This is a genomic window from Lachnoanaerobaculum sp. Marseille-Q4761 (genome assembly GCF_017565785.1).
In the GTDB taxonomy this organism is placed as follows: domain Bacteria; phylum Bacillota; class Clostridia; order Lachnospirales; family Lachnospiraceae; genus Lachnoanaerobaculum.
Genome location: NZ_JAGEKB010000002.1, coordinates 687,223 through 708,812 on the forward strand (window position 1 = coordinate 687,223; position 21,590 = coordinate 708,812).

Below are 21,590 nucleotides of genomic sequence, written 5' to 3' on the forward strand. Positions count from 1 at the left end.
ACTGTCATTATAAACAGAAAGCACCTGTGTATCTTCAAAGCTTATATCATTTAGCCTGTATTTACTTTCCAAGGTACCGTCGGCATTCAGTTCTTTGGTAAGAACTCGCTCTCCCATTGCATCATAGATTGCTTCAAATATTGTTACATCATTTTTCTTTATTCCTGTCAGATTATCATTGATATCATATGTATAGCTAAACTTCTCTCCATCACTTGTAGCTGATATACGATTGCCGTTTTTATCATAAGTATATATGGTAGTTTTCTTAGATAATTGTTTTTTAATAAGCCTGTTACTTTCATCATATGTAAATGTAGTTACTTCTTCTTTATAACCTGTTTTTATAGTTTCACTTGTTCTATTGCCTGCATTATCATATGTATAGCTGATATCTTTTGCGCCGGTATCACCTACAATATTCTCACTTTTTAGCTGCGATTTATCAGTATAACTGTATCGGTATTCTACCTTTATAAAATCTGTATTATTACCTGAATTATCTGATACAGTATCCTCCACTGATGATACATTCTCACTTGTGGCTGTCAGCGTATCCTGATTTGTTAATGCACTTTCTTTAGTATCAGATTCCTTATTATCCTTACTCAACACAACATATCTTTTAGATATTCTGTCTTCACCGTCATACTCCAATGAGATCTTATATATGATATTTCCTGCATCATCAGTATATGTCTTATCTACCAAGTCGCCGCTATCATTATATTTTTCTACGATAGTCTTGTTATCCGGCAGATGTGTAATTGTAGTATTTTCCACATACTCATAGCTGACAGTTTTATTATCACCGTATATTACAGATATAATTCTATCTTCACTGTCATAAGTATATACAGTTGGCGACTCACCGGCTACTTCAAGCTTACTTAAATTTCCTCTTTCATCATAAGTATAATTTATTGTCTTTCCGAATATATCTGTATAATTTAAAATATTTCCACTGTTATCATACTTGTAGGTAGAAGTTCCGGTATCTCCTATAGCTTCTGATATATTCCCATTCTCATCATATCGGTATTCTAAAAGTTTCTTACTTTCACCATCTGACACTTCACTTTGAGATAGTATCCTACCCTCACCGTCAAGCTCATAAGTTAATTGCTTTCCGTCAGCCTTTACTATCTTGATTGGAATATCACTGGTGCTAGAATATATTTAGTACAAAACAAAATGAGATATTTCCTTATTTGTTATATAATAAACCTTAGGAGGAACTCATCATGTCAAGTAAAAGAAACCATCACTCAAAGCAATTTAAGCTGGATGCTATAAACTATCGAAATGAACATCCGGATCTTACTCAAGTTGAATGTGCCAAGAATCTTGGTATTGGTGTTAGTACACTTGCCAAATGGGAAAGTCAATTTCGTAATAATGATGGTGACATTCCCGTTTGTGGCTCAGGTAACTATCAATCTGATGATGCCAAAGAAATAGCTCGCCTTAAACGTGAGCTTCGTGATGCGCAGGATGCTCTTGATGTACTAAAAAAAGCCATAAGCATTCTGGGGAAAAGTTAACTATTGCTATCTATACAGAGGTTTCTGCAAAGGTAGAGGCAGCTAAAGTAAATGGGCACCGTGTCTCTACTTCCGGAATGCTTAAATTTTTGGGTGTATCTCGATCCGGATATCGTTCTTTTCTTAATAGAAAAATATCTTCTGCTATTCAGAGGAAGGAAGCTATTAAGAAGAATATCCGACTTATTTATGATGCTTCAAAACAAAACTATGGTGCTCCTAAAATAACCAAAGAACTTCGTAAGTCAGGTGAAACTATTACTGAGCGCACTGTAGGCAAATATATGCGTGAAATGGGTATTAAAGCCCAATGGATTAAGCCTTTTACTACCACTACCAGAGACTCTGATTTCAGTACTGAACTTACAAACATACTTGATGAACAATTACTCTTCTACTCAAAATATTTATCTACCAATTTTTGTAGTTTCCCTTCTTTAGCCGCAGGGATGGTATCTTCTAGAACAAAGTTCTTTCTACTAATATCTCGAGAAAGATTTCCAAAGATAAAATTAGTGGAAATATTATAGATAAATGGTGAAGGCACAAATCCACAAACTTGATTTTCTAGGATACGTTTTAAACGTTCTTCAAAATTTGGAAATGTATTTTTCAGACATTTGCTATTATATAATCGCTTAACGAGTTCTGCGATATAGAAGCCTGATTTCATGTACAAATCAATAAACGTCTTAGATGGATTATAAAAAAATCCTGGGTTATCTTTTTCAAAATCATCCACCATCCTCTTCACCACTCGTTTAAGAGTGAAGATCTCGTTGGTATCATTGTATATATCTGTTACTTAAGTGGTGATACATAATCATCTGGAAGTTTGTCTCTCCAGTCAATCCACATTTGCTCAGCAATTGGAATTAATCTTTCAAGCTCTTCCTGAGTAAATAACTCTGTAGTTTCAGGTAAATCAATTAATGATGTAGGACTCTCTTCTATGAATCGTTTCTCACTAGCTTTCTTTCCTTCTTCCGTCGGTGGCCAACGATCAGTCTGAAGCTTATTTAATACTTCTAACTCCGTTCTTTCCCCACTCTCTATTAATGGACTCATTTGGTAATTCATAAACCACACGCTGAGGGGCAATTCCTCCCTCCTCGGTAACGTAATAAAGATGATTACCATCTCTCCAGATATGCTGACCGTAACCTTCTACTTCTTCGAACTGGATAACATCTTCCCAGCCTAGTTTTGTTGGTTTCATTTCAAACCTCTTTTACTTAAGTGGTGATACATAATAATCTGGAAGTTCTCCTTCAGATTCAATCCACAGCTTCTCAGCAATCGGAATCAACTCTTCAAGTTCTTCCTTAGAAAAAAGTTTCCTATTTTTAGGGACATCTATCAAAGAAGCTGGATGTTTACTTATAAATTTTCTTCTAGATTCTCTTCTCTCTTCTTCCGTTGGTGGCCAACGATCGTTCTCCGCTTTAAAATCAATTTCACGTGCCGTTCTCCTACCTAATAAATATTCGTTAAAATCAGAAGGATTAATCTCAAAGATACGACGAACTGAAGCTACTCCAAACTCACCAAAAGTGTAGTATTTTCCTTCATGTGTTCGAAAATCATATCCTTTTGGTGATTCAATCTTTTCAAAGGTATCAAACTCCTCCCAAGTTATTTTAGTTAAACTCATTTTAATTGCCTCCTAATTTTCTAATTGTAAATTCTCCCCATGGAACTTTCAAATTCTTAATTGAATCATAAGGGATATCTATTGCCACAGGTTTACTTAGAATATATAGAGTTCAACATAATTATATAAAGTCCAATCGAATAGTTTGATCGCTCTCCATTTTTTTAGCCATGTTAATAATATTGTCTATTTCTCTTGGAGTTATCGGAAGATTTTCATGAGGGGGTTCCCAATGTGTCATACTATCTTTATAAACAACAAATTTTTCATTAATCAACAATTCTCCTTGTGCTTTTAAGAGGAAACCATTCTCTAAATCAAAAGTAATTGTTGATCTTGTTCCTGTAATTTTCATTTCTACCTCTCGAATATAATTTTTTCTACCCCTGTTTTAGGATCTATTGTTGTAATCTTAGTAACATTTGGATTGGCCTTCAATCTTGGTAATTCGATATTTTCCCAAATATTTCCTGGTCTTAGTTCGCTACCAACTACAGCTCTTATTTCACCAGATACTTGCTCTGCGTAAACATTCGAAGCTTCCTCCCAAGCTGTTACACTTGAAGGAGCATTAAAATCCCATTCAGGCATTACAATATTCGTATCATCAATCGTAGATTCTAATGTAACTCCTCCTTTATTTTTTGCTATTTTTTTCGCAACATCCATTCCTCCAATACTATCTGTTTGTCCTGACCAGAATCATCCTTTTTTATACATATCCGGGCTTTTATAAATCCACCCTACATCAGGCTCAAGCATATTATATATTGCGTCAATATGATGTTTTCTTAATGTGTAACCGTTATCAACATAGAATGCGCTATTTGGGTATTCTTCCATATATCTGTGTACTATCTCCAATATGGTAAGTTCTATTCCAATCAAATCAGGAAAGCGAAAAAAGGTAACAAGCTCATCTTTTCTTGATTTTCTTGTGAAAACCTCCTTTATACCTAAATAAGCATAAATTTGAATAATTGGCGCAGGATCTTTTTCATCAAAAAAATCGTATTCATTATTTTCCTTAGACAGTATAAGAATACAATCTCTTTTACGTATCGTCACTATTCTATGGTAGTTCATAGCATCAAGTATTTCTTGCATCCTGTCATCAACAAATATATTTCTTTCCTCAAATTTTTCTAATATTCTTCCCTCACATATCATATATACATCCCCTTCTTATACTGCTGTCACAAGAGAGCTTTTTTACAAAGCATCCGGACTGTAATATATCCAATTTGAGTCTTTATTACAGTATGCTTTTTCAATGTCTTCTTTTGTATAAGCATATCCTGACGCGCTTAAGAAAATATCCTCAGGAAAGAGTTTAAAATATCTATATAAAAACTCCGATATTATCAATTCTCTTCCTTTAATCTCATCAAAGTAAATATATGCATAATAATAGCAATTTTCTCTTGGATAAAAAAACTTATACACCCCTTCTCTATCTCTCTCCACCAGGAACATATTTAAGTACATATTGTAAACTCTTTTTTTTATATTACTTTCATCATCCTCTTCTAGTATACTTGCAGACAAACTGTAAAAATCATTTGAGTCACTAATTGAACAATGTGTATATCCTATTGACATTAAAATGTTTATGACTTTTTCCATGTCTTCTTTATTAGCTGTTACTTTTTTTCTTAATATACCTGTGCGCCACATTATAAAAAATCTCCTTTATCTCCTCAAATCTATTTATCAATTTAATTCCCTGATATAGCAAGGTATTTTGTCTGCCGGCCAGACTTTTTCATTTCCATGTATTCCCCTTCTTCTATCATCTTGTCTATAGCTTCTCTAAACCAATCTATAAGTTTATCAACTTTTTAGTAAAGAAGAGCTGTTAGATATAAAACAGCTCCTCTTAAAAAAATATCAATAGTATAATTTAGAATGTTTTAGGGTCTTCATACGCCCATAATTCATTCCATGGTAGTTTTGCATATAACTTATCTATATCATCCTTCGTATAAAGGTACTCCTCCATAAAAACGTCCTCAGGAAAAAACTTAAAATATCTATGAAAAAATTCCAACAAAAGTCTTTCTCTACCTGATATATCCTCGAAAATAATATAACTTGGCACTGTTTCTCCCATACTTGGAATATAGTATTCATGTGATTCTTTTGGCTTCGGATAAAAATAAATTATAATATTATCATTATAATCAAACGAATCCCATTGATAATCGTCATCATCCCATTTTCTTTTCCAATGATCATTAATAAAACTAATACTAAAACTTTCACCAGTACTTAATTTATCTTTTTCTTTACTACTTGAATAAAACTTCATCTTTGTAAATATATCAATTATTATATCCAAGTCTTTTTCTGTTGGATATTCACCTTTTCTAAATAACGATGCTGGCACCCCCATTATCTTAGTATCCTCCCTAAATTAATATTTTTATTATTTACTTTTCTCTTTATATGTATCAGGATCTTTGTAAATCCATTCTGAATCCGGTTCTTTTAAATTATAAATTCTATCTATATCTTGCTTTGTAAAATAAAGTCCATTATCTACATAAAATATAGCATCGCTATACTTTTCCATATATTTATGTAATATTTCAAGTATAACTAACTCTCTGCCAATTATATCTGTAAATCTGAAAAAAGTTTCAAGTCCTGCACTCTCTGCTTTTTCAGTCGGAATCTCTTTACATTCTTTGTATGCATATACATTTAATAAAGATGAAGTATCATTCTTATTAAAAAAAAATTTATCATTTCCTTTCTTTATATATATCAGATCTGTAGTTTCCTTTTTAAGAACTATATATTTAATATATCCAAGTTCTCTCAATATATCTACAAATTTATACGCAATAAATCTTTTCTCTATACAGCTTTTATTTAATATCCTACCCTCATATATCATTATCTGCTCCCTCTAACTTAAAAACTATCCGGACTAATATATAACCAATTAGGATCATAAGTTTTTGAATATATTTTATCTATGTATTTTTTAGTATAAAAAAACTTATCACAGTCCCAAAATATATCATCCGGATAAAGTTCAAAATATCTATGTAAAAATTCCAATATTATTATTTCTATAGAGCTAACATTTTCAAAAAATAAATAAGAGTAATATTTTTTACAAGTTTTGGGACAATAAAACATTTCCTTATCATTCTCTATTAAATCGATATAAATAATTGTACTCTTTTTAAAGTTCTCTGAATTAACCAACTCATCATCAGTAATCGGCATAGCTATTGTTAATATATAAACATCTGTTTCATCCTGTATACTAAATCTTGCATAACCTAACGACACAAAAATATTTATTATCTCTTCTATTCTTATATAATCAGGGTGAATTTCACTTCTTAAAAGTCTCATTGATGTTGCCATCACTTTAATATCTCCTCAAGTTCTTCAAAAATATTTGTTAAAATGTACCGGGATCCTCATACATCCAAGTCTCATTCCATGGTACCTTCACATATAACTTATCTATATCATCCTTTGTATAAAAGTGCATTTCCATAAATACATCTTCCGGAAACAATTTAAAATATCTATGCAAAAATTCCAGTAATAATCTGCCTCTACCTGAAATATCTTCAAAGTAAATAAAAGCAGGTACTTTTTCTCCCATGCTTGGAATATATTTGCCATACTTCATTTCCATATTAGGAAAGAAGTAAATTCTAATATGGTCATTATCATCTAAAGAATCAAGTTCGTCCTCATCCCACTTTCTTACCCACTCATCATTAAAAAAACTCACAGTTGTATGTACTCTTTCACCTGAACTAATATTCAACTTATTACTTGAATAAAATACCATTTCAGTAAATATATCAATTATTATATCCAAGTCTTTTTCTGTTACATATTCACCTTTCCTAAACATCCATCCTGATGCTCCCATTACCTTAATATCCTCCCTAAATTATTTTTTAGTATTTACTCTTCTTTTGTATTTATTAGGATTTTTGTAAATCCACCCTGCATCCGGTTCAGGCATATTATATATTGCATCAATATTATGTTTCCTGAATGTATAACCGTTATCAACATAGAATGCGGTATTTGGATATTCCTCCATATATCTGTATACTATTTCCAATATGATAAGTTCTTTTCCAATCATATCAGGAAAGCGAAAGAAGGTCTCAAGCCCCTGTTTCCTTGACTTTCTCATGAAAATCTCTTTTATATCTACATAAGAATAAATTTGAATCAATGGTGCAGGATCCTTTTTATCAAAAAAATCATACTCACTGTCTTCTTTAGACAGTATAATATCATAATCTCTTTTACCTATCATCAATCTTCTATTGTAGTTCATAGCATCAAGTATTTTCCACATGCTGACACCGATAGATGTTTTTCTACCCTCAGATTTTTGTAATATTCTTCCCTCACATATCATATATAATTCTCCCTTTTATACTGCTGCCAAAAAAATAGTCCTGTTAAGCATATAACTTATCTATATCATCCTTTTATATACGTCTCCGGACTTTTATAAATCCACTCTGCATCAGGCTCAGGCATATTATATATTGCATCAATATGATGTTTTCTGAATGTATAACCGTTATCAACATAGAATGCGGTATTTGGGTATTTTCCCATATATCTGTGTACTATTTCCAATATGATAAGTTCTTTTCCAATCATATCAGGAAAGCGAAAAAAGGTAACAAGCTCATTTTTTCTTAATTTTCTTGTAAAAACCTCCTTTATATCTACATAAGCATAAATTTGAATCATTGGCGCAGGATCTTCTTCATCAAAAAAATCGTATTCATTATCTTCTTTAGACAGTATAAGACTACCATCTCTTTTACGTATCTTCACTATTCTATTGTAGTTCATAGCATCAAGTATCTCTTGCATCCTGGAATCAACAAATATATTTCTTTCCTTAAATTTTTCTAATATTCTTCCCTCACATATCATATGTACATCCCCTTCTTATACTGCTGCCACAAGAGAGCTTTTTTACAAAGCATCCGGACTGTAATATATCCAATTTGAGTCTTTACTAGAGTATACTTTTTCAATGTCTTCTTTTGTATAAACATATCCTGACGCACTTAAGAAAATATCCTCAGGAAAGCGTTTAAAATATCTATATAAAAACTCCGATATTATCAATTCTCTTCCTTTAATGTCATCAAAGTAAATATATGCATAATAATAGCAATTTTCTCTTGGATAAAAAAACTTATATTTCCCTTCTATATCTATCTCCACTAGGTACATATTTAAGTACATATTGTAAACTCTTTTTCTTATATTACTTTCATCATCCTCTTCAAGTATACTTGCAGACAAACTGTAATAATCATTTGAGTCAATAATTGAACAATGTGTATATCCTATTGACATTAAAATGTTTATGACTTTTTCCATGTCTTCTTTATTAGCTCTTATTCTTTTTCTTAATATACCTGCACGCCACATTATTTAAAAACTCCTTTATCTTATCAAATCTTATCAATATGATTCCTTTATATAACACGTTGTTATTATGTCTGCCAGCCATACTTTTTCATTTCCATGATAAAATACAACTCCGTCCTCATATGCTCTCTTAGAATCAATTTCTAACATACATGGACTATCATCACGCCTAAGCTCTACTTTTTTTGCTGTATCTATATCGGTTGACAGGTATACATATTGTCTGCTCATAGGTAAAATCCCATTCTTTTTTATGCTCTCAATAAATCTTCTTGCAGTACCATGATATAATTTATAAGGTGGGATCCTCTTTTCCTTTACTATATGCATCGGTATTGAATGCCCATACATAGCTCTTATATCTCGTCTATAGCCTCTCTAAACCAATCTACAAGTTTATCAACTTTTTTAGTAAAAAAGAGCTGTTAAGATATAAAATAGCTCCTCTTAAAAAATATCAATAGTATAATTTAGAATGTTTTAGGATCCTCATACGCCCATAATTCATTCCAAGGTAGTTTTGCATATAACTTATCTATATCATCCTTTGTATAAAAGTACTCCTCCATAAATACATCCTCAGGAAAAAGCTTAAAATATCTACGAAAAAATTCCAACAAAAGTCTTTCTCTACCTGATATATCCTCGAAAATAATATAACTTGGCACTGTTTCTCCCATACTTGGAATATAGTATTCATGTGATTCTTTTGGCTTCGGATAAAAATAAATTATAATATTATCATTATAATCAAACGAATCCCATTGATAATCGCCATCATCCCATTTTCTTTTCCAATGATCATTAATAAAACTAATACTAAAACTTTCACCAGTACTTAATTTATCTTTTTCTTTACTACTTGAATAAAACTTCATCTTTGTAAATATATCAATTATTATATCCAAGTCTTTTTCTGTTGGATATTCACCTTTTCTAAATAACGATGCTGGCACCCCCATTATCTTAGTATCCTCCCTAAATTATTTTTTAGTGTTTACTCTCCTTTTTGTATTTATCAGGATTTTTGTAAATCCACCCTGCATCCGGTTCAGGCATATTATATATTGCATCAATACTTATAATTCCTTTATATAACACGTTGGTATTTTATCTGCCAGCCATACTTTTTCATTTCCATGATAAAACACTACTCCGTCCTCATTTGCTCTCTTAGAATCAATTTCCAATATACATGGACTATCATCACGTCTAAGTCCTACTTTTTTTGCTGTATCTATATCAGCTGACATATGTACATATTGTCTGCTCATAGGTAAAAGCCCGTTCTTTTTTATACTCTCAATAAATCTCCTTGCAGTACCATGATATAATTTATCAGGTGGAACCTTCGTTTCCTTTACTATATGCATCGGTATGGAATGCCCGTACATAGCCCTTATTTTTCCTGCCTTTATTTCATGTCTTTTCTTTTCAGACTTATCAATCATAACAGCCAAATCGTTCCTTGTTATATTTCCAAACTTACCTTCTGTATTTAGAGCGCTCAAAAGCTGTTCAATACTTACCCAACCTTCTTCGTCCATTTCAAGTTCATACTCCCATGGTGCATGGCGAAGTGCATATGAAACTTCCTTACTTAATTCCTCATATTTCATCGTATTCCCCTTCTTCTATCATCTCGTCTATCGCTTCTCTAAACCAATCTATAAGTTTATCAACTTTTTTAGTAAAGAAGAGCTGTTAGATATAAAACAGCTCCTCTTAAAAATATCAATAGTATCATTTAGAATGTTTTAGGATCCTCATACATCCAAGTCTCATTCCATGGTACTTTCGCATATAACTTATCTATATCATCCTTTGTATAAAAGTGCCTTTCCATAAATACATCTTCCGGAAACAATTTAAAATATCTATGCAGGAATTCCAGTAATAATCTGCCTCTACCTGAAATATCTTCAAAGTAAAGAAAATCAGGTACTGTTTCTCCCATGCTTGGAATATATCTGCCATCCTCTATTTCCACATTAGGATCGAAGTAAATTATAATATGATCATTGTCATCCAGTGAATCCCATTGATAATCGTCATCATCCCATCTTCTTCTCCAATGATCATTAGTAAAGCTAATACTAAAACATTCGCCTTTACTTAATTTTTCTTTATCTATGCCACTTGAATAAAACTTCATCTTGGTAAATATATCAATTATTATATCCAAGTCTTTTTCTGTTACATATTTACCTTTTCTAAACATTGACGCTGATGCTCCCATTACCTTAATATCCTCCCAAAATTATTTTTCAGTGTTTACTCTTATCATATTTATCAGGACCTTTGTAAATCCACCCTGCATCCGGTTCAGGCATATTATATATTGCATCAATATTATGTTTCCTGAATGTATAACCGTTATCAACATAGAATGCGGTATTTGGATATTCCTCCATATATCTGTATACTATTTCCAATATGATAAGTTCTTTTCCAATCATATCCGGAAAACGAAAGAAGGTCTCAAGCCCCTGTTTCCTTGACTTTCTTGTGAAAATCTCTTTTATATCTACATAAGAATAAATTTGAATCATTGATGTAGGATCCTTTTTATCAAAAAAATCATACTCACTGTCTTCTTTAGACAGTATAATATCATAATCTCTTTTACCTATCATCAATCTTCTATTGTAGTTCATAGCATCAAGTATTTTCCACATACTGACACCGATAGATGTTTTTCTACCCTCAGACTTTTGTAATATTCTTCCCTCACATATCATATATAATTCTCCATTTTATACTGCTGCCACAAAATAGTCCTGTTAAGCATATAACTTATCTATATCATCCTTTTATATACGTATCCGGGCTTTTATAAATCCACTCCGCATCAGGCTCAGGCATATTATATATTGCATCAATATGATGTTTTCTGAATGTATAACCGTTATCAACATAGAATGCGGTATTTGGGTATTTTCCCATATATCTGTGTACTATTTCCAATATGATAAGTTCTTTTCCAATCATATCAGGAAAGCGAAAAAAGGTAACAAGCTCATTTTTTCTTGATTTTCTTGTAAAAACCTCCTTTATACCTAAATAAGCATAAATTTGAATCATTGGCGCAGGATCCTCTTCATCAAAAAAATCGTATTCATTATCTTCCTTAAACAGTATAAGACTACCATCACTTTTATATATTGTCACTATTCTATGGTAGTTCATAGCATCAAGTATCTTTAGCATCCTGAAATCAACAGCTATATTTTTTCTCTCAAATTTTTCCAATATTCTTCCCTCACATATCATATGTACATCCCCTTCTTATACTGCTGCCACAAGAGATCTTTTTTACAAAGCATCCGGACTGTAATATATCCAACTTAGATCTTTATTACAGTATGCTTTTTCAATGTCTTCTTTTGTATATACATATCCTGACGCACTTAAGAAAATATCCTCAGGAAAGAGTTTAAAATATCTATATAAAAACTCCGATATTATCAATTCTCTTCCTTTAATGTCATCAAAGGAAATATATGCATAATAATGGCAATTTTCTCTTGGATAAAAAAACTTATACACTCCTTCTCTATCTCTCTCCGCCAGGAACATATTTAAGTACATATTGTAAACTCTTTTTCTTATATTACTTTCATCATCCTCTTCAAGTATACTTGCAGACAAACTGTAAAAATCCTCTGAGTCAATAATTGAACAATGTGTATATCCTATTGACATTAAAATGTTTATGACTTTTTCCATGTCTTCTTTATTAGCTGTTACTTTTTTCCTTAATATACCTGTATCTAACATTATTTAAAAAACTCCTTTAGCTCCTCAAATCCATTTATCAATCTAATTCCTTTATATAACACGCCGGTATTATGTCTGCCAGCCACACTTTTTCATTTCCATGATAAAATACCACTCCGTCCTCATATGCTCTCTTAGAATCAATTTCCAATATACAAGGACTCTTGTCACGCCTAAGCCCTACTTTTTTTGCTGTATCTATATCAGCCGACAAGTGTACATATTGTCTGCTCATAGGTAAAAGCCCGTTATTTTTTATGCTCTCAATAAATCTCCTTGCAGTACCATGATATAATTTATCAGGTGGAATCTTCTTGTCCTTTACTATATGCATCGGTATGGAATGCCCGTACAAAGCTCTTATTTTTCCTGCCTTTATTTCATGTCTTTTCTTTTCAGACTTATCAATCATAACAGCCAAATCGTTTTGAGTAATATATCCAAATCTACCTTCTGTATTTAGTGCAGTCAAAAGCTGCTCTATACTTACCCAACCTTCTTCATCCATTTCAAGTTCATACTCCCAAGGTGCATGTCGAAGTGCGTATGAAACTTCCTTGCTTAATTCTTCATATTTCATCGTATTCCCCTTCTTCTATCATCTTATCTATAGCTTCTCTAAATCAATCTATAAGTTTATTAACTTTTTTAGTAAAGAAGAGCTGTTAGATATAAAACAGCTCCTCTTAAAAAAATATCAATAGTATAATTTAGAATGTTTTAGGATCCTCATACATCCAAGTCTCATTCCATGGTACCTTCGCATATAACTTATCTATATCATCCTTTGTATAAAAGTGACTTTCCATAAATACATCTTCCGGAAACAATTTAAAATATCTATGCAAAAATTCCAGTAATAATCTTCCTCTACCTGAAATATCTTCAAAGTAAAGGTAATTAGGTACTTCTTCTCCCATACTTGGAATATATTCTCCAAGCTCTATTTCCAAATTAGGAAAGAAGTAAATTATAATATGGTCATTATCATCTAATGAATCAAGTTCGTCCTCATCCCACTTTCTTACCCACTCATCATTAAAAAAACTCACACTTAAACACACTCTTTCACCTGAACTCATATCCACTTTATTACTTGAATAAAATCCCATTTCAGTAAATATATCAATTATTATATCCAAGTCTCTTTCTGTTACATATTTACCTTTTCTAAACATTGACGCTGATGCTCCCATTATCTTAATATCCTCCCTAACACTCATTGCTACAGAATAATTTTACTCCAGCCTATCTTCAACTTGTACAGAAATTTGTGACCACTTTCTTACAATTATCCACTTATCTTCTGTTATCATCCTTAGTGTATCGGCATCCACTTTCCGAATCTCTTCAACCGAGTTGAACTGTTCACTGCACACTATATCATTATTGTGAGAAATTGATATATTGACTTTATGCTCATATATCAATAAATCAAAAATCATTTTAAAATCTTCTGTTTGATAGAAATACTGTAATCTACCATCTTTCTCAGTCCCAATGACTGTAGGATCTGATTCAAAAAATTCAAAAAAATCAAATTCATCAAATAATATAGATATTCTTGAAGTCTTGGTATCACTATTATGATTAGTTTCCTTGTTCTCTATAATAGCAGATATCTGTGGAAACTTATTTAAAGTTATATTCTGAAGCTCACCAACTATTTGAACTTCATATATATTTAATCTATAAATTTCTCTAATATGTTCAAATGATTTGTCATATACAATTTTCTCATTATAACAAATTGCAATATCTATATTTTCACAATATGTAGACAGTGATAAGATCAACTTAAACTCATTTCTTTCATAGATATATAGCCAATCGCCATCCGCTTCTCCAGATATTGTCACAGGCTCTCTTTTAAAAAAATCTATCAATTCATTTCTTTTATATTTAATAGACAATTTAACTCCTTTCTACTGTGGCATAACAGTTACAACTTTTCCTGAAAAATCTGTTATTACTCTAATATAATTCGTTTCATATTTTAAAGTACCAGGTTCATCCCCTAACACCGGCTTCACAGAAGAAATTGTATCCTCAACAACAGACGGCGGTATATTTCTTGGATTAACATATTTATTAAATTCCTTCATATATTCTTTGGTTCCAGGCTTAAATCCTTTTTTATCCGTTATCTCTTCCACTCGCTTGGATAACTCTGCTCTTACAGAAGGTGTATCCGGTGCCATTCTTTCAAGTGCATGCTTAGTGTACTCTCTTCCATTGATAATAGCACCTCCATCCGGCATATCCCATCCCATCTCAGGTACTATTTTCTTATCCTCAGGCTTTACATCCTCTTTAGATAAAGGCTTTTCTTTAGCTATATCATCAACTTTATCTATCGGCTTTTCAAGTTCAGGCAGCTTTGGTTTTTCGGTTACCTCAGGCAGTTTTGGAGGATTTTTAGACTCCGGTATCTCTATAGGTGCTTTTTCCGTCTTAGGTAGCTCTATAGACGGATTCTTAGGCTTAGGTACTTCTATAGGTGACTTATTCGGTTCAGGCACTTCTATAGGCAGTTTATTCGGCTCAGGTGCTTCTATAGGCAGCTTATTCGGTTCAGGTATTTCTAAAGGAGGTTTGATAGGATTTATTTTCTTATCAATACCTGCTATATCACCTGCTTGTTCTCCAATCTCTGCAGCCTTTGAGGGGTAAATTATCTTTGAAGGCTGCTTTATATTTGAACCGCCTGCAATTTCATCTCCAATCCCGGATATTTTTGATGAGATTTTTGATCCATTTGATATATCACCAACATCATCTGCTATATCAGCGGCTTTTGATGATCCAATTGCTTTTTTAGCCCCTTTTCCGGATTTCGCAGAACCATTTGCAACTACAGCCAAGCCTATTTCAAATGCTGCATGTCCTAAAAGCTCTGCTCTATCCTCACTGCTTCCATGAATTATCTTTTCGTTTGTATAGTTTTTTACTGCTTTCACCAACATCCCGGGGTTCACTATTATATCTGTTAATCCCTCTACCGTTTTTATAGGATGTGCCACTGTACTATAAATACCGTCCGCAGTACCCAAAAATCCCTTTATATACACTCCTCTATAGTATGCCCCTATTGTAGACATTAAGCCGGCATTCTTCGGCATATTTGTAGCTCCAAGGAATCTTCCGAGTCCATTTGATATTATAGGTATATTTGCAGCGTATACAGAGTTTCCTGCTTTTGTACTCTCTCTTATAACGGTATTCCTTAGATTATCATAGTGTATACCTATGTTCGGTAATTTTATAACCCCTGCTTCTTCAAGTGCTTTAAGGTTCTTTATATTTGTATTTAGGGAATCTATTGCTCCATAAGCTGAATACAAATAAAGTATCGGATTTTTCTTTGCCCTTTTTGCAAAGTCCTCATTATTCTTGTTTATATCTTGAAAAGCCTTTTTAGCCTTTGCTGTATCAACACTGTTATTATTTCTTTTAGGCGGTATTTTTTTGTTTATAACACCCATAAAGCTTTTTCTTGACTTTTCATTTACACGCTTAGCAACCACAGGTCTTGGTCGTATACTTGATGCAAATCTGTTGGCGGTATTTCTCCCTGACCTCTTTACATTTGCGTTAACATTCTTTGAATGGTTTTTAGAATAACTGTTAGCAGTTCTTCTTCCAAAGCTTCTTGACAGATTTGTACTTTGTCTTATATTTTGCTTACCTAATCTTCTGCCTGAATTCTTTGGTTTATCCTGTCTCTTTGATTGTGCTTTTGCCTTTGGCGATATCTTCGGCATCTTCAGTTTTGGAGATTTGGATTTATTTGAAGCTTTTCCCTTAGCACTTGCGGTTGACTTTTTACTTACCTGCTTTCCCTTTGCACCCTTACCTCTGCCTGAGGATTTCCCCCTGTTTCTTGTATTTCCGCTTGGGTCGGTATAATTGACAGGGTCATTTTCTACAAAGCTGTATCCGTTTAAGCTGATCGCCGACTCTATATCTCCACTTACACTGTCTTCTGATAAGAACACCCCGGTATTCGGATCATAATATCTGGCTCTTAGATAATATAATCCTGTACTATCTTTCCATTCTCCATCAAATCCAAAGCCGGTTATTAAAGCTTTTTGAGTATCAATAAAATTTGTATCTTCATTATCTCCAAATGGTGTATAGAACGTGTTTTCGTCTCCGATTCTACCTAATACACTTTCTTTTTCATCTGTTATAAATATACTCTCAGTACCGGTTGAAAGTTCAACTGTCCTTTCATTTCCGTATATTAAATTTGTTTTTGAACTGTCATTATAAACAGAAAGCACCTGTGTATCTTCAAAGCTTATATCATTTAGCCTGTATTTACTTTCCAAGGTACCGTCGGCATTCAGTTCTTTGGTAAGAACTCGCTCTCCCATTGCATCATAGGTCGCTTCAAATATTGTTACATTATTTTTCTTTATTCCTGTCAGGTTATCATTGATATCATATGTATAGCTAAACTTCTCTCCATCACTTGTAGCTGATATACGATTTCCGTTTTTATCATAAGTATATATGGTAGTTTTCTTAGGCGATTGTTTTTTAATAAGCCTATTGCTTTCATCATATGTAAAGGTGGTTACTTCTTCTCTATCACCTGTTTTTATAGTTTCACTTGTTCTATTGCCTGCATTATCATATGTATAGCTTATATCTTTTGTACCTGTATCACTTACGATACTCTCACTTTTTAGCTGTGAATTATCAGTATAACTGTATCGGTATTCTATCTTTATAAAATCTGTATTATTACCTGAATTATCTGATACAGTATTCTCCTCTGATGATACATTCTCACTTGAGGCTGTCAGCGTATCCTTATCTGTGGACGCACTTTCTTTTTTATCAGATTCCTTATTATCCTTACACAATACAACATATCTTTTAGATATTCTATTTTCACTGTCATACTCCAATGAGATCTTATATATGATATTTCCGACATTATCAGTATATGTCTTATCTACCAAGTCACCGCTATCATTATATTTTTCTACTATAATCTTTTCATCCGGCAGATGTGTAATTGTAGTATTTCCCACATACTCATAGCTGACAGTTTTATTATCACCATATATTAAAGATATGATTCTATCTTCACTGTCATATGTATATACAGTTGGCGGCTCACCGGCTGCTTCAAGCTTACTTAAATTTCCTCTTTCATCATAAGTATAATTTATTGTCTTTCCGAATATATCTGTGTAATTTAAAATATTCCCACTGTTATCATACTTGTAGGTGGAAGTTCCGGTATTCCCTATAGCTTCTGATATATTCCCATTCTCATCGTAGCGGTATTCTAAAAGTTTCTTACTTTCACTACCTGCCTCTTCACTTTGAGATAGTATCCTGCCCTCACTGTCAAGCTCATAAGTTAATTGCTTTCCGTCAGCTTTGACTATCCTGATTGGAGTATCGCTGTTACCATATTCATAGTACTCCACATCACCATTTGGATTTTTTCTCTCTACCACTCGCCCCTGACTATCTCTTTTAAAATATGTAGTATGTGAATTTCCGTCACTGTACTCTACTATTCCATTATCGTCAGATTTGTAGAAAATATCTCCAAGCTTGGTCTCTATAAGTTCTTTTTGTATATCATTATTTTCTTGTTTCTTATTAGGGTTTATAGAAAGCAGACGATTTCTTACACTATATGTAAAATCGGTATCTTCTTTGCCTCCTCCGGTTATTTTTGTAAGATTGCCGTTAGCATCATATGAGAATTTTTCACTCCCTGCTTTACTGTCTTTTTGTGTTATCTGCCCCTTGGCGTTATAATATAACCTGATATCATCCGAATCTGTTTTCATACCTGTTACTTGACTCTTATTATCAAGTGTATATGAAATATTTTCAGATACTCCGGTATTTACATTCTTATATACCTCATTTATTAAGTTTCCTACATTGTTGTAATTATAACTGTTGGCTTCGCCGGTGCTGTTATTTTCTTCTATCAACTGACCAAGTTTATCATACTTATACTGTGCGTTATATCCGCTGCTGCTTTTCTCTTCTAAAGTATTTCCAAAAGTGTCGTAAGTATATGAGAAATCTTCACCGTCAATGCTTTCTGACATCACCTGACCTATTTTATCATAAGTATATATATGTCTTTTTCCACTTTGGTCACTCTCCTCTATAAGCTGTCCATACAAGTCATAGGAGTACTTTTTTTCATTCCCTTTATTATCTGTAATAGAAGTTATGTCACCAAGAGTATCATAGCTGTATTTTTCATAGTTTCCCGATGTATCTTTCTTTTCTACCAATCTACTTAGAGCGTCATAAGTATATATTGTTTTACTGCCGTCTATATCTATGAATTCAATTATATTTCCAAGTGCATCATACTTATACTTTTCACTGCTGCCGTCAGGATATACTATCTCCGTATTTTGTCCAAGTGCATCATATCTATATACTACCGGCTGATTTTTACCATCCACATACAGTATCAGATTGTCATTGATATCATATGAAAACTTTTGTATATTACCCGGTGCGTCCTTTGTTTCTACTATATTCCCTTTAGCATCATACTTATACTCACTCTTACTTCCGTCAGCTTCTTTTTCAGTCAAGAGATTGCCGGCATTATCATATGTATACTCAATGACATCTTCTCCGCTTGCTTCTTTTATTAAATTACCTGATGTGTCATAAGTGTATTCTGTGCCGACTCCATATATATCTACACTTTTTATCAGATTGCCGGCTTCATCATATGAAAAACTCTCAGAAGTTTTATCTGCATAGTCTATCTTTGTTACTCTACCCTCTGAATCATATGTATAGCTTGTCTTTTCTCCCAAGCTGTTTGTTTCCGTCAGTAGATTATTAGCACTGTCATAAGTATAGTTTTCATCTAAATCCTTATTATCATAAAGTCTTATGATATTTCCTGCATCATCATATTGTATATTTGTAATAAGACCGTTAGCTTCTGTTTGAGTAATAACTCTGCCCTGTGAGTCATACTTATAGCTTGTTTCACTATTATCCGGAAATATAACTCTTGATAGATTTTCACCGTCATAAGTATAATTTGTCTTATTCCCCAATGCATCTATATTGGCAATAAGCCTATTGTTCTCATCATACTCATACTTTGTTTCAAAACCAAGTGCATCCTTGATACTTGTTATATTACCGTCACTATCATATGAAAACTGTACAACATCTTTACCGTTAACCTTTCTACTAATCAGATTACCGGCTTCGTCATAAGTATCCTTAGTAACGGCACCATACTCATCGGTATACTCTTCTGCCAACTCACTTGGTATTTTTTCATGAGTTGTCTCTTTTTTTGCCACCTTAGACACTTTACTCTTCGCATCTCTAAGTACATCTTGATAGTAATAGTATTTTCTTACCGATTCCTTATCCTGTACCGCCCCAAAGGTCGGCACAATCTGCCCCAGCATTAAGCTGAAAGAAACCATACCTGCAACAAGACTTTTACAAAATATTCTGTTTTTCATCCTATTCACCCATTTCCTTTTTACAAAATTATATTTAATTGATTTGTTAAAATGTTTATATAACAAAAGATATCTTAATGTCAATATTTTTATTTTATCATTGGATAATTCGAACAAATTCAGGAATTAAAATATACTGTAATATTCTAAGCTTGGTTGAGACAATAAAAAGAGCTGTTATTCCAAGATTCTCCTGTATAACAGTATACAAAAAATACTGCATCAATTAAACCTTAAATAACAGCCCGTTAAAATTTCTATATAACTCCATTTTCTATATCTATCTTTGTATTCTTATATAAAATAAGACTTAGTAAAACACAGATTATCTCTGTTGCAAGGAAGGCGCTCCATATGCCTGCAAGCCCGAAAGTCTGTGAACCGATGAACATTATAGGAATCAGCACCAAAAGTTGTCTGCATAGATTTATCCATATACTTTTACCTACATTCTTTGTAGACTGCATATATGATGCTATCATCGTAGTAATGCCAACAAATACATAGCTGAGACTCATTACCCTTATACCGAAAATTCCAAACTCAAACATTTCCTTCGGCGGATTAAAGGTCAGTAATATATTTTTTGTAAAAGTCCAAAGCATTATTATACTGAATGATGTAAGTATTATTGCAACAATTGTGCCTATCTTTAGACTCTCCTTTAATCTGTCCTCTCTTTTTGCCCCGTAATTATAGCTCATCACCGGTATACATCCCTGTATAAGTCCGTTTAATGTCATTATTACCATCTGCTGTATCTTAAAATATGCTCCAAAGAAGGCTATTGCTATCTCCGAATAATTTTTCAGAAAGAGATTTGTATTATATACCATTGCCGCTCCAAGCACATTCATTATAAAAGACGGGAAACCCACTACAAAGATATCCCTTACATGATTAAAACGGATTATAAAGTATTTTAAACCAAGTTTGACCTTTTGCTTTTGGAATATAAGTACAAGAAATGCAAGAATCGTAGAGAAAGTATATCCCATAACCGTGGCAATGGCAGCCCCTCTGACTCCCATAGGTTTAAATCCCAAATATCCGAATATTAAAACAGGATCAAATATAAGATTTACCACAACACCTGCTATCTGAAAGCACATAGGAGCAAGCATATTCCCTGTTCCCTGCAATACCTTTTGAATACAGATATGTACTGCACATGGTATAGCCATAAATACACATATATCCATATATGCCATTGCCTGATTTATAATCTCTGTATCACTTGTAAATGACATTATAAATCCTCTTATAATATTCATGGTTATAAATGTTACAGTGCTGCTCACTACAAAAGAAACAATTATTCCATTGGCTACTATTGTATTAGCCTTTTCCTCATCTTTTTCCCCAAGGTATTTTGCAACCAGCACGCTGACACCTACCCCTATCCAAATGGCAATAGCCAAAAACAGTGTTGTAATGGGAAAAATTATAGAAACAGCACTCAAAGATTTATCACTGATACATGATACAAAAATACAATCTATCAGATTATATGAGTATTGCATACACATGGAAATAAGCGGAGGTATGGACATTTTTAAAATAAGAGATTTTATAGGCTCCACCTCCATTTTATTTTTTGTACTTACTCCTTCCATTTCCCCTCCTTATAATGATAATTTACTGCCCCTATGATAACAA

27 protein-coding genes and 2 pseudogenes are annotated in these 21,590 nt (G+C 32.8%); 2 read left to right on the forward strand and 27 right to left on the reverse strand.

Annotation, left to right across the window (positions count from 1 at the left end):
* Positions 1–1,244: 1,244 nt before the first annotated feature.
* Complete coding sequence (locus tag J4O15_RS10500; RefSeq protein WP_009221248.1) at positions 1,245–1,544, forward strand: transposase; 300 nt, start codon at positions 1,245–1,247, stop codon at positions 1,542–1,544.
* Positions 1,545–1,621: 77 nt separating this feature from the next.
* Positions 1,622–1,855: pseudogene (locus tag J4O15_RS16465) on the forward strand (IS3 family transposase); the annotation flags it as partial.
* Positions 1,856–1,938: 83 nt separating this feature from the next.
* Here the strand turns inward: J4O15_RS16465 and J4O15_RS16325 are convergent.
* The 27 genes and pseudogenes from J4O15_RS16325 to J4O15_RS10635 form a co-directional block, all read right to left on the reverse strand.
* On the reverse strand, positions 1,939–2,286 hold the full coding sequence (locus J4O15_RS16325; protein WP_156431765.1) for a hypothetical protein: 348 nt from the start codon (positions 2,284–2,286) through the stop codon (positions 1,939–1,941).
* A 59-nt stretch (positions 2,287–2,345) separates the two neighbouring features.
* A complete protein-coding gene (locus J4O15_RS15975) occupies positions 2,346–2,612 on the reverse strand; it encodes a hypothetical protein (RefSeq protein ID WP_243762033.1) in 267 nt (88 codons plus the stop codon).
* Complete coding sequence (locus J4O15_RS15980) at positions 2,560–2,763, reverse strand: hypothetical protein (RefSeq protein ID WP_243762034.1); 204 nt, start codon at positions 2,761–2,763, stop codon at positions 2,560–2,562. Before J4O15_RS15980 ends, J4O15_RS15975 begins: the two co-directional genes overlap by 53 nt.
* A gap of 12 nt (positions 2,764–2,775) precedes the next feature.
* On the reverse strand, positions 2,776–3,198 hold the full coding sequence (locus J4O15_RS10520) for a hypothetical protein (RefSeq protein WP_008751950.1): 423 nt from the start codon (positions 3,196–3,198) through the stop codon (positions 2,776–2,778).
* Between the two features lie 121 nt (positions 3,199–3,319).
* Complete coding sequence (locus J4O15_RS10525; protein WP_008751951.1) at positions 3,320–3,553, reverse strand: Imm74 family immunity protein; 234 nt, start codon at positions 3,551–3,553, stop codon at positions 3,320–3,322.
* A 2-nt stretch (positions 3,554–3,555) separates the two neighbouring features.
* On the reverse strand, positions 3,556–3,867 hold the full coding sequence (locus tag J4O15_RS10530) for a hypothetical protein (protein WP_007592494.1): 312 nt from the start codon (positions 3,865–3,867) through the stop codon (positions 3,556–3,558).
* 33 nt (positions 3,868–3,900) lie between these two features.
* Positions 3,901–4,368, reverse strand: a complete 468-nt coding sequence (locus J4O15_RS10535; RefSeq protein ID WP_208100711.1) for a hypothetical protein — start codon at positions 4,366–4,368, stop codon at positions 3,901–3,903.
* A 42-nt stretch (positions 4,369–4,410) separates the two neighbouring features.
* Positions 4,411–4,875 (reverse strand): hypothetical protein, encoded by a 465-nt coding sequence (locus tag J4O15_RS10540; RefSeq protein WP_208100712.1) that lies wholly within the window; start codon positions 4,873–4,875, stop codon positions 4,411–4,413.
* Between the two features lie 226 nt (positions 4,876–5,101).
* Positions 5,102–5,593 (reverse strand): hypothetical protein, encoded by a 492-nt coding sequence (locus J4O15_RS10545; RefSeq protein WP_208100713.1) that lies wholly within the window; start codon positions 5,591–5,593, stop codon positions 5,102–5,104.
* A gap of 33 nt (positions 5,594–5,626) precedes the next feature.
* Positions 5,627–6,100 carry a hypothetical protein gene (locus J4O15_RS10550; protein ID WP_208100714.1) on the reverse strand — a complete coding sequence of 158 codons (474 nt, stop codon included), beginning with the start codon at positions 6,098–6,100 and terminating at the stop codon, positions 5,627–5,629.
* A gap of 17 nt (positions 6,101–6,117) precedes the next feature.
* A complete protein-coding gene (locus tag J4O15_RS10555; protein ID WP_208100715.1) occupies positions 6,118–6,582 on the reverse strand; it encodes a hypothetical protein in 465 nt (154 codons plus the stop codon).
* A 37-nt stretch (positions 6,583–6,619) separates the two neighbouring features.
* On the reverse strand, positions 6,620–7,105 hold the full coding sequence (locus J4O15_RS10560) for a hypothetical protein (RefSeq protein WP_208100716.1): 486 nt from the start codon (positions 7,103–7,105) through the stop codon (positions 6,620–6,622).
* Between the two features lie 21 nt (positions 7,106–7,126).
* The gene (locus J4O15_RS10565; protein WP_208100717.1) at positions 7,127–7,609 is read right to left on the reverse strand and encodes a hypothetical protein; all 483 of its coding nucleotides are present in this window, start codon (positions 7,607–7,609) and stop codon (positions 7,127–7,129) included.
* Between the two features lie 65 nt (positions 7,610–7,674).
* On the reverse strand, positions 7,675–8,142 hold the full coding sequence (locus tag J4O15_RS10570; RefSeq protein WP_208100718.1) for a hypothetical protein: 468 nt from the start codon (positions 8,140–8,142) through the stop codon (positions 7,675–7,677).
* Positions 8,143–8,184: 42 nt separating this feature from the next.
* On the reverse strand, positions 8,185–8,649 hold the full coding sequence (locus J4O15_RS10575; RefSeq protein WP_208100719.1) for a hypothetical protein: 465 nt from the start codon (positions 8,647–8,649) through the stop codon (positions 8,185–8,187).
* A gap of 33 nt (positions 8,650–8,682) precedes the next feature.
* Positions 8,683–9,009 (reverse strand): annotated as a pseudogene (locus J4O15_RS10580) (RNA 2'-phosphotransferase); the annotation flags it as partial.
* Between the two features lie 110 nt (positions 9,010–9,119).
* Positions 9,120–9,611 (reverse strand): hypothetical protein, encoded by a 492-nt coding sequence (locus J4O15_RS10585; RefSeq protein WP_208100720.1) that lies wholly within the window; start codon positions 9,609–9,611, stop codon positions 9,120–9,122.
* 117 nt (positions 9,612–9,728) lie between these two features.
* Entirely contained in the window at positions 9,729–10,268 is a 540-nt protein-coding gene (locus tag J4O15_RS10590) for an RNA 2'-phosphotransferase (RefSeq protein ID WP_208100721.1), read from the reverse strand.
* Positions 10,269–10,396: 128 nt separating this feature from the next.
* A complete protein-coding gene (locus J4O15_RS10595; protein WP_208100722.1) occupies positions 10,397–10,888 on the reverse strand; it encodes a hypothetical protein in 492 nt (163 codons plus the stop codon).
* A gap of 28 nt (positions 10,889–10,916) precedes the next feature.
* Complete coding sequence (locus J4O15_RS10600; protein WP_208100723.1) at positions 10,917–11,390, reverse strand: hypothetical protein; 474 nt, start codon at positions 11,388–11,390, stop codon at positions 10,917–10,919.
* 64 nt (positions 11,391–11,454) lie between these two features.
* Positions 11,455–11,922: a hypothetical protein gene (locus J4O15_RS10605; RefSeq protein WP_034212203.1), complete on the reverse strand. Its 468-nt coding sequence runs from the start codon at positions 11,920–11,922 to the stop codon at positions 11,455–11,457.
* Positions 11,923–11,964: 42 nt separating this feature from the next.
* On the reverse strand, positions 11,965–12,429 hold the full coding sequence (locus tag J4O15_RS10610) for a hypothetical protein (RefSeq protein WP_208100724.1): 465 nt from the start codon (positions 12,427–12,429) through the stop codon (positions 11,965–11,967).
* Between the two features lie 37 nt (positions 12,430–12,466).
* Complete coding sequence (locus J4O15_RS10615; protein ID WP_208100725.1) at positions 12,467–13,009, reverse strand: RNA 2'-phosphotransferase; 543 nt, start codon at positions 13,007–13,009, stop codon at positions 12,467–12,469.
* A 130-nt stretch (positions 13,010–13,139) separates the two neighbouring features.
* Positions 13,140–13,625 carry a hypothetical protein gene (locus J4O15_RS10620; protein WP_208100726.1) on the reverse strand — a complete coding sequence of 162 codons (486 nt, stop codon included), beginning with the start codon at positions 13,623–13,625 and terminating at the stop codon, positions 13,140–13,142.
* 42 nt (positions 13,626–13,667) lie between these two features.
* Positions 13,668–14,342, reverse strand: coding sequence for a hypothetical protein (locus J4O15_RS10625; RefSeq protein ID WP_208100727.1), 675 nt, complete (start codon positions 14,340–14,342; stop codon positions 13,668–13,670).
* Positions 14,343–14,354: 12 nt separating this feature from the next.
* Positions 14,355–19,931, reverse strand: coding sequence for an RHS repeat-associated core domain-containing protein (locus J4O15_RS10630; protein WP_208100728.1), 5,577 nt, complete (start codon positions 19,929–19,931; stop codon positions 14,355–14,357).
* A 257-nt stretch (positions 19,932–20,188) separates the two neighbouring features.
* Positions 20,189–21,547, reverse strand: a complete 1,359-nt coding sequence (locus J4O15_RS10635) for an MATE family efflux transporter (protein ID WP_208100729.1) — start codon at positions 21,545–21,547, stop codon at positions 20,189–20,191.
* Positions 21,548–21,590: the final 43 nt, after the last annotated feature.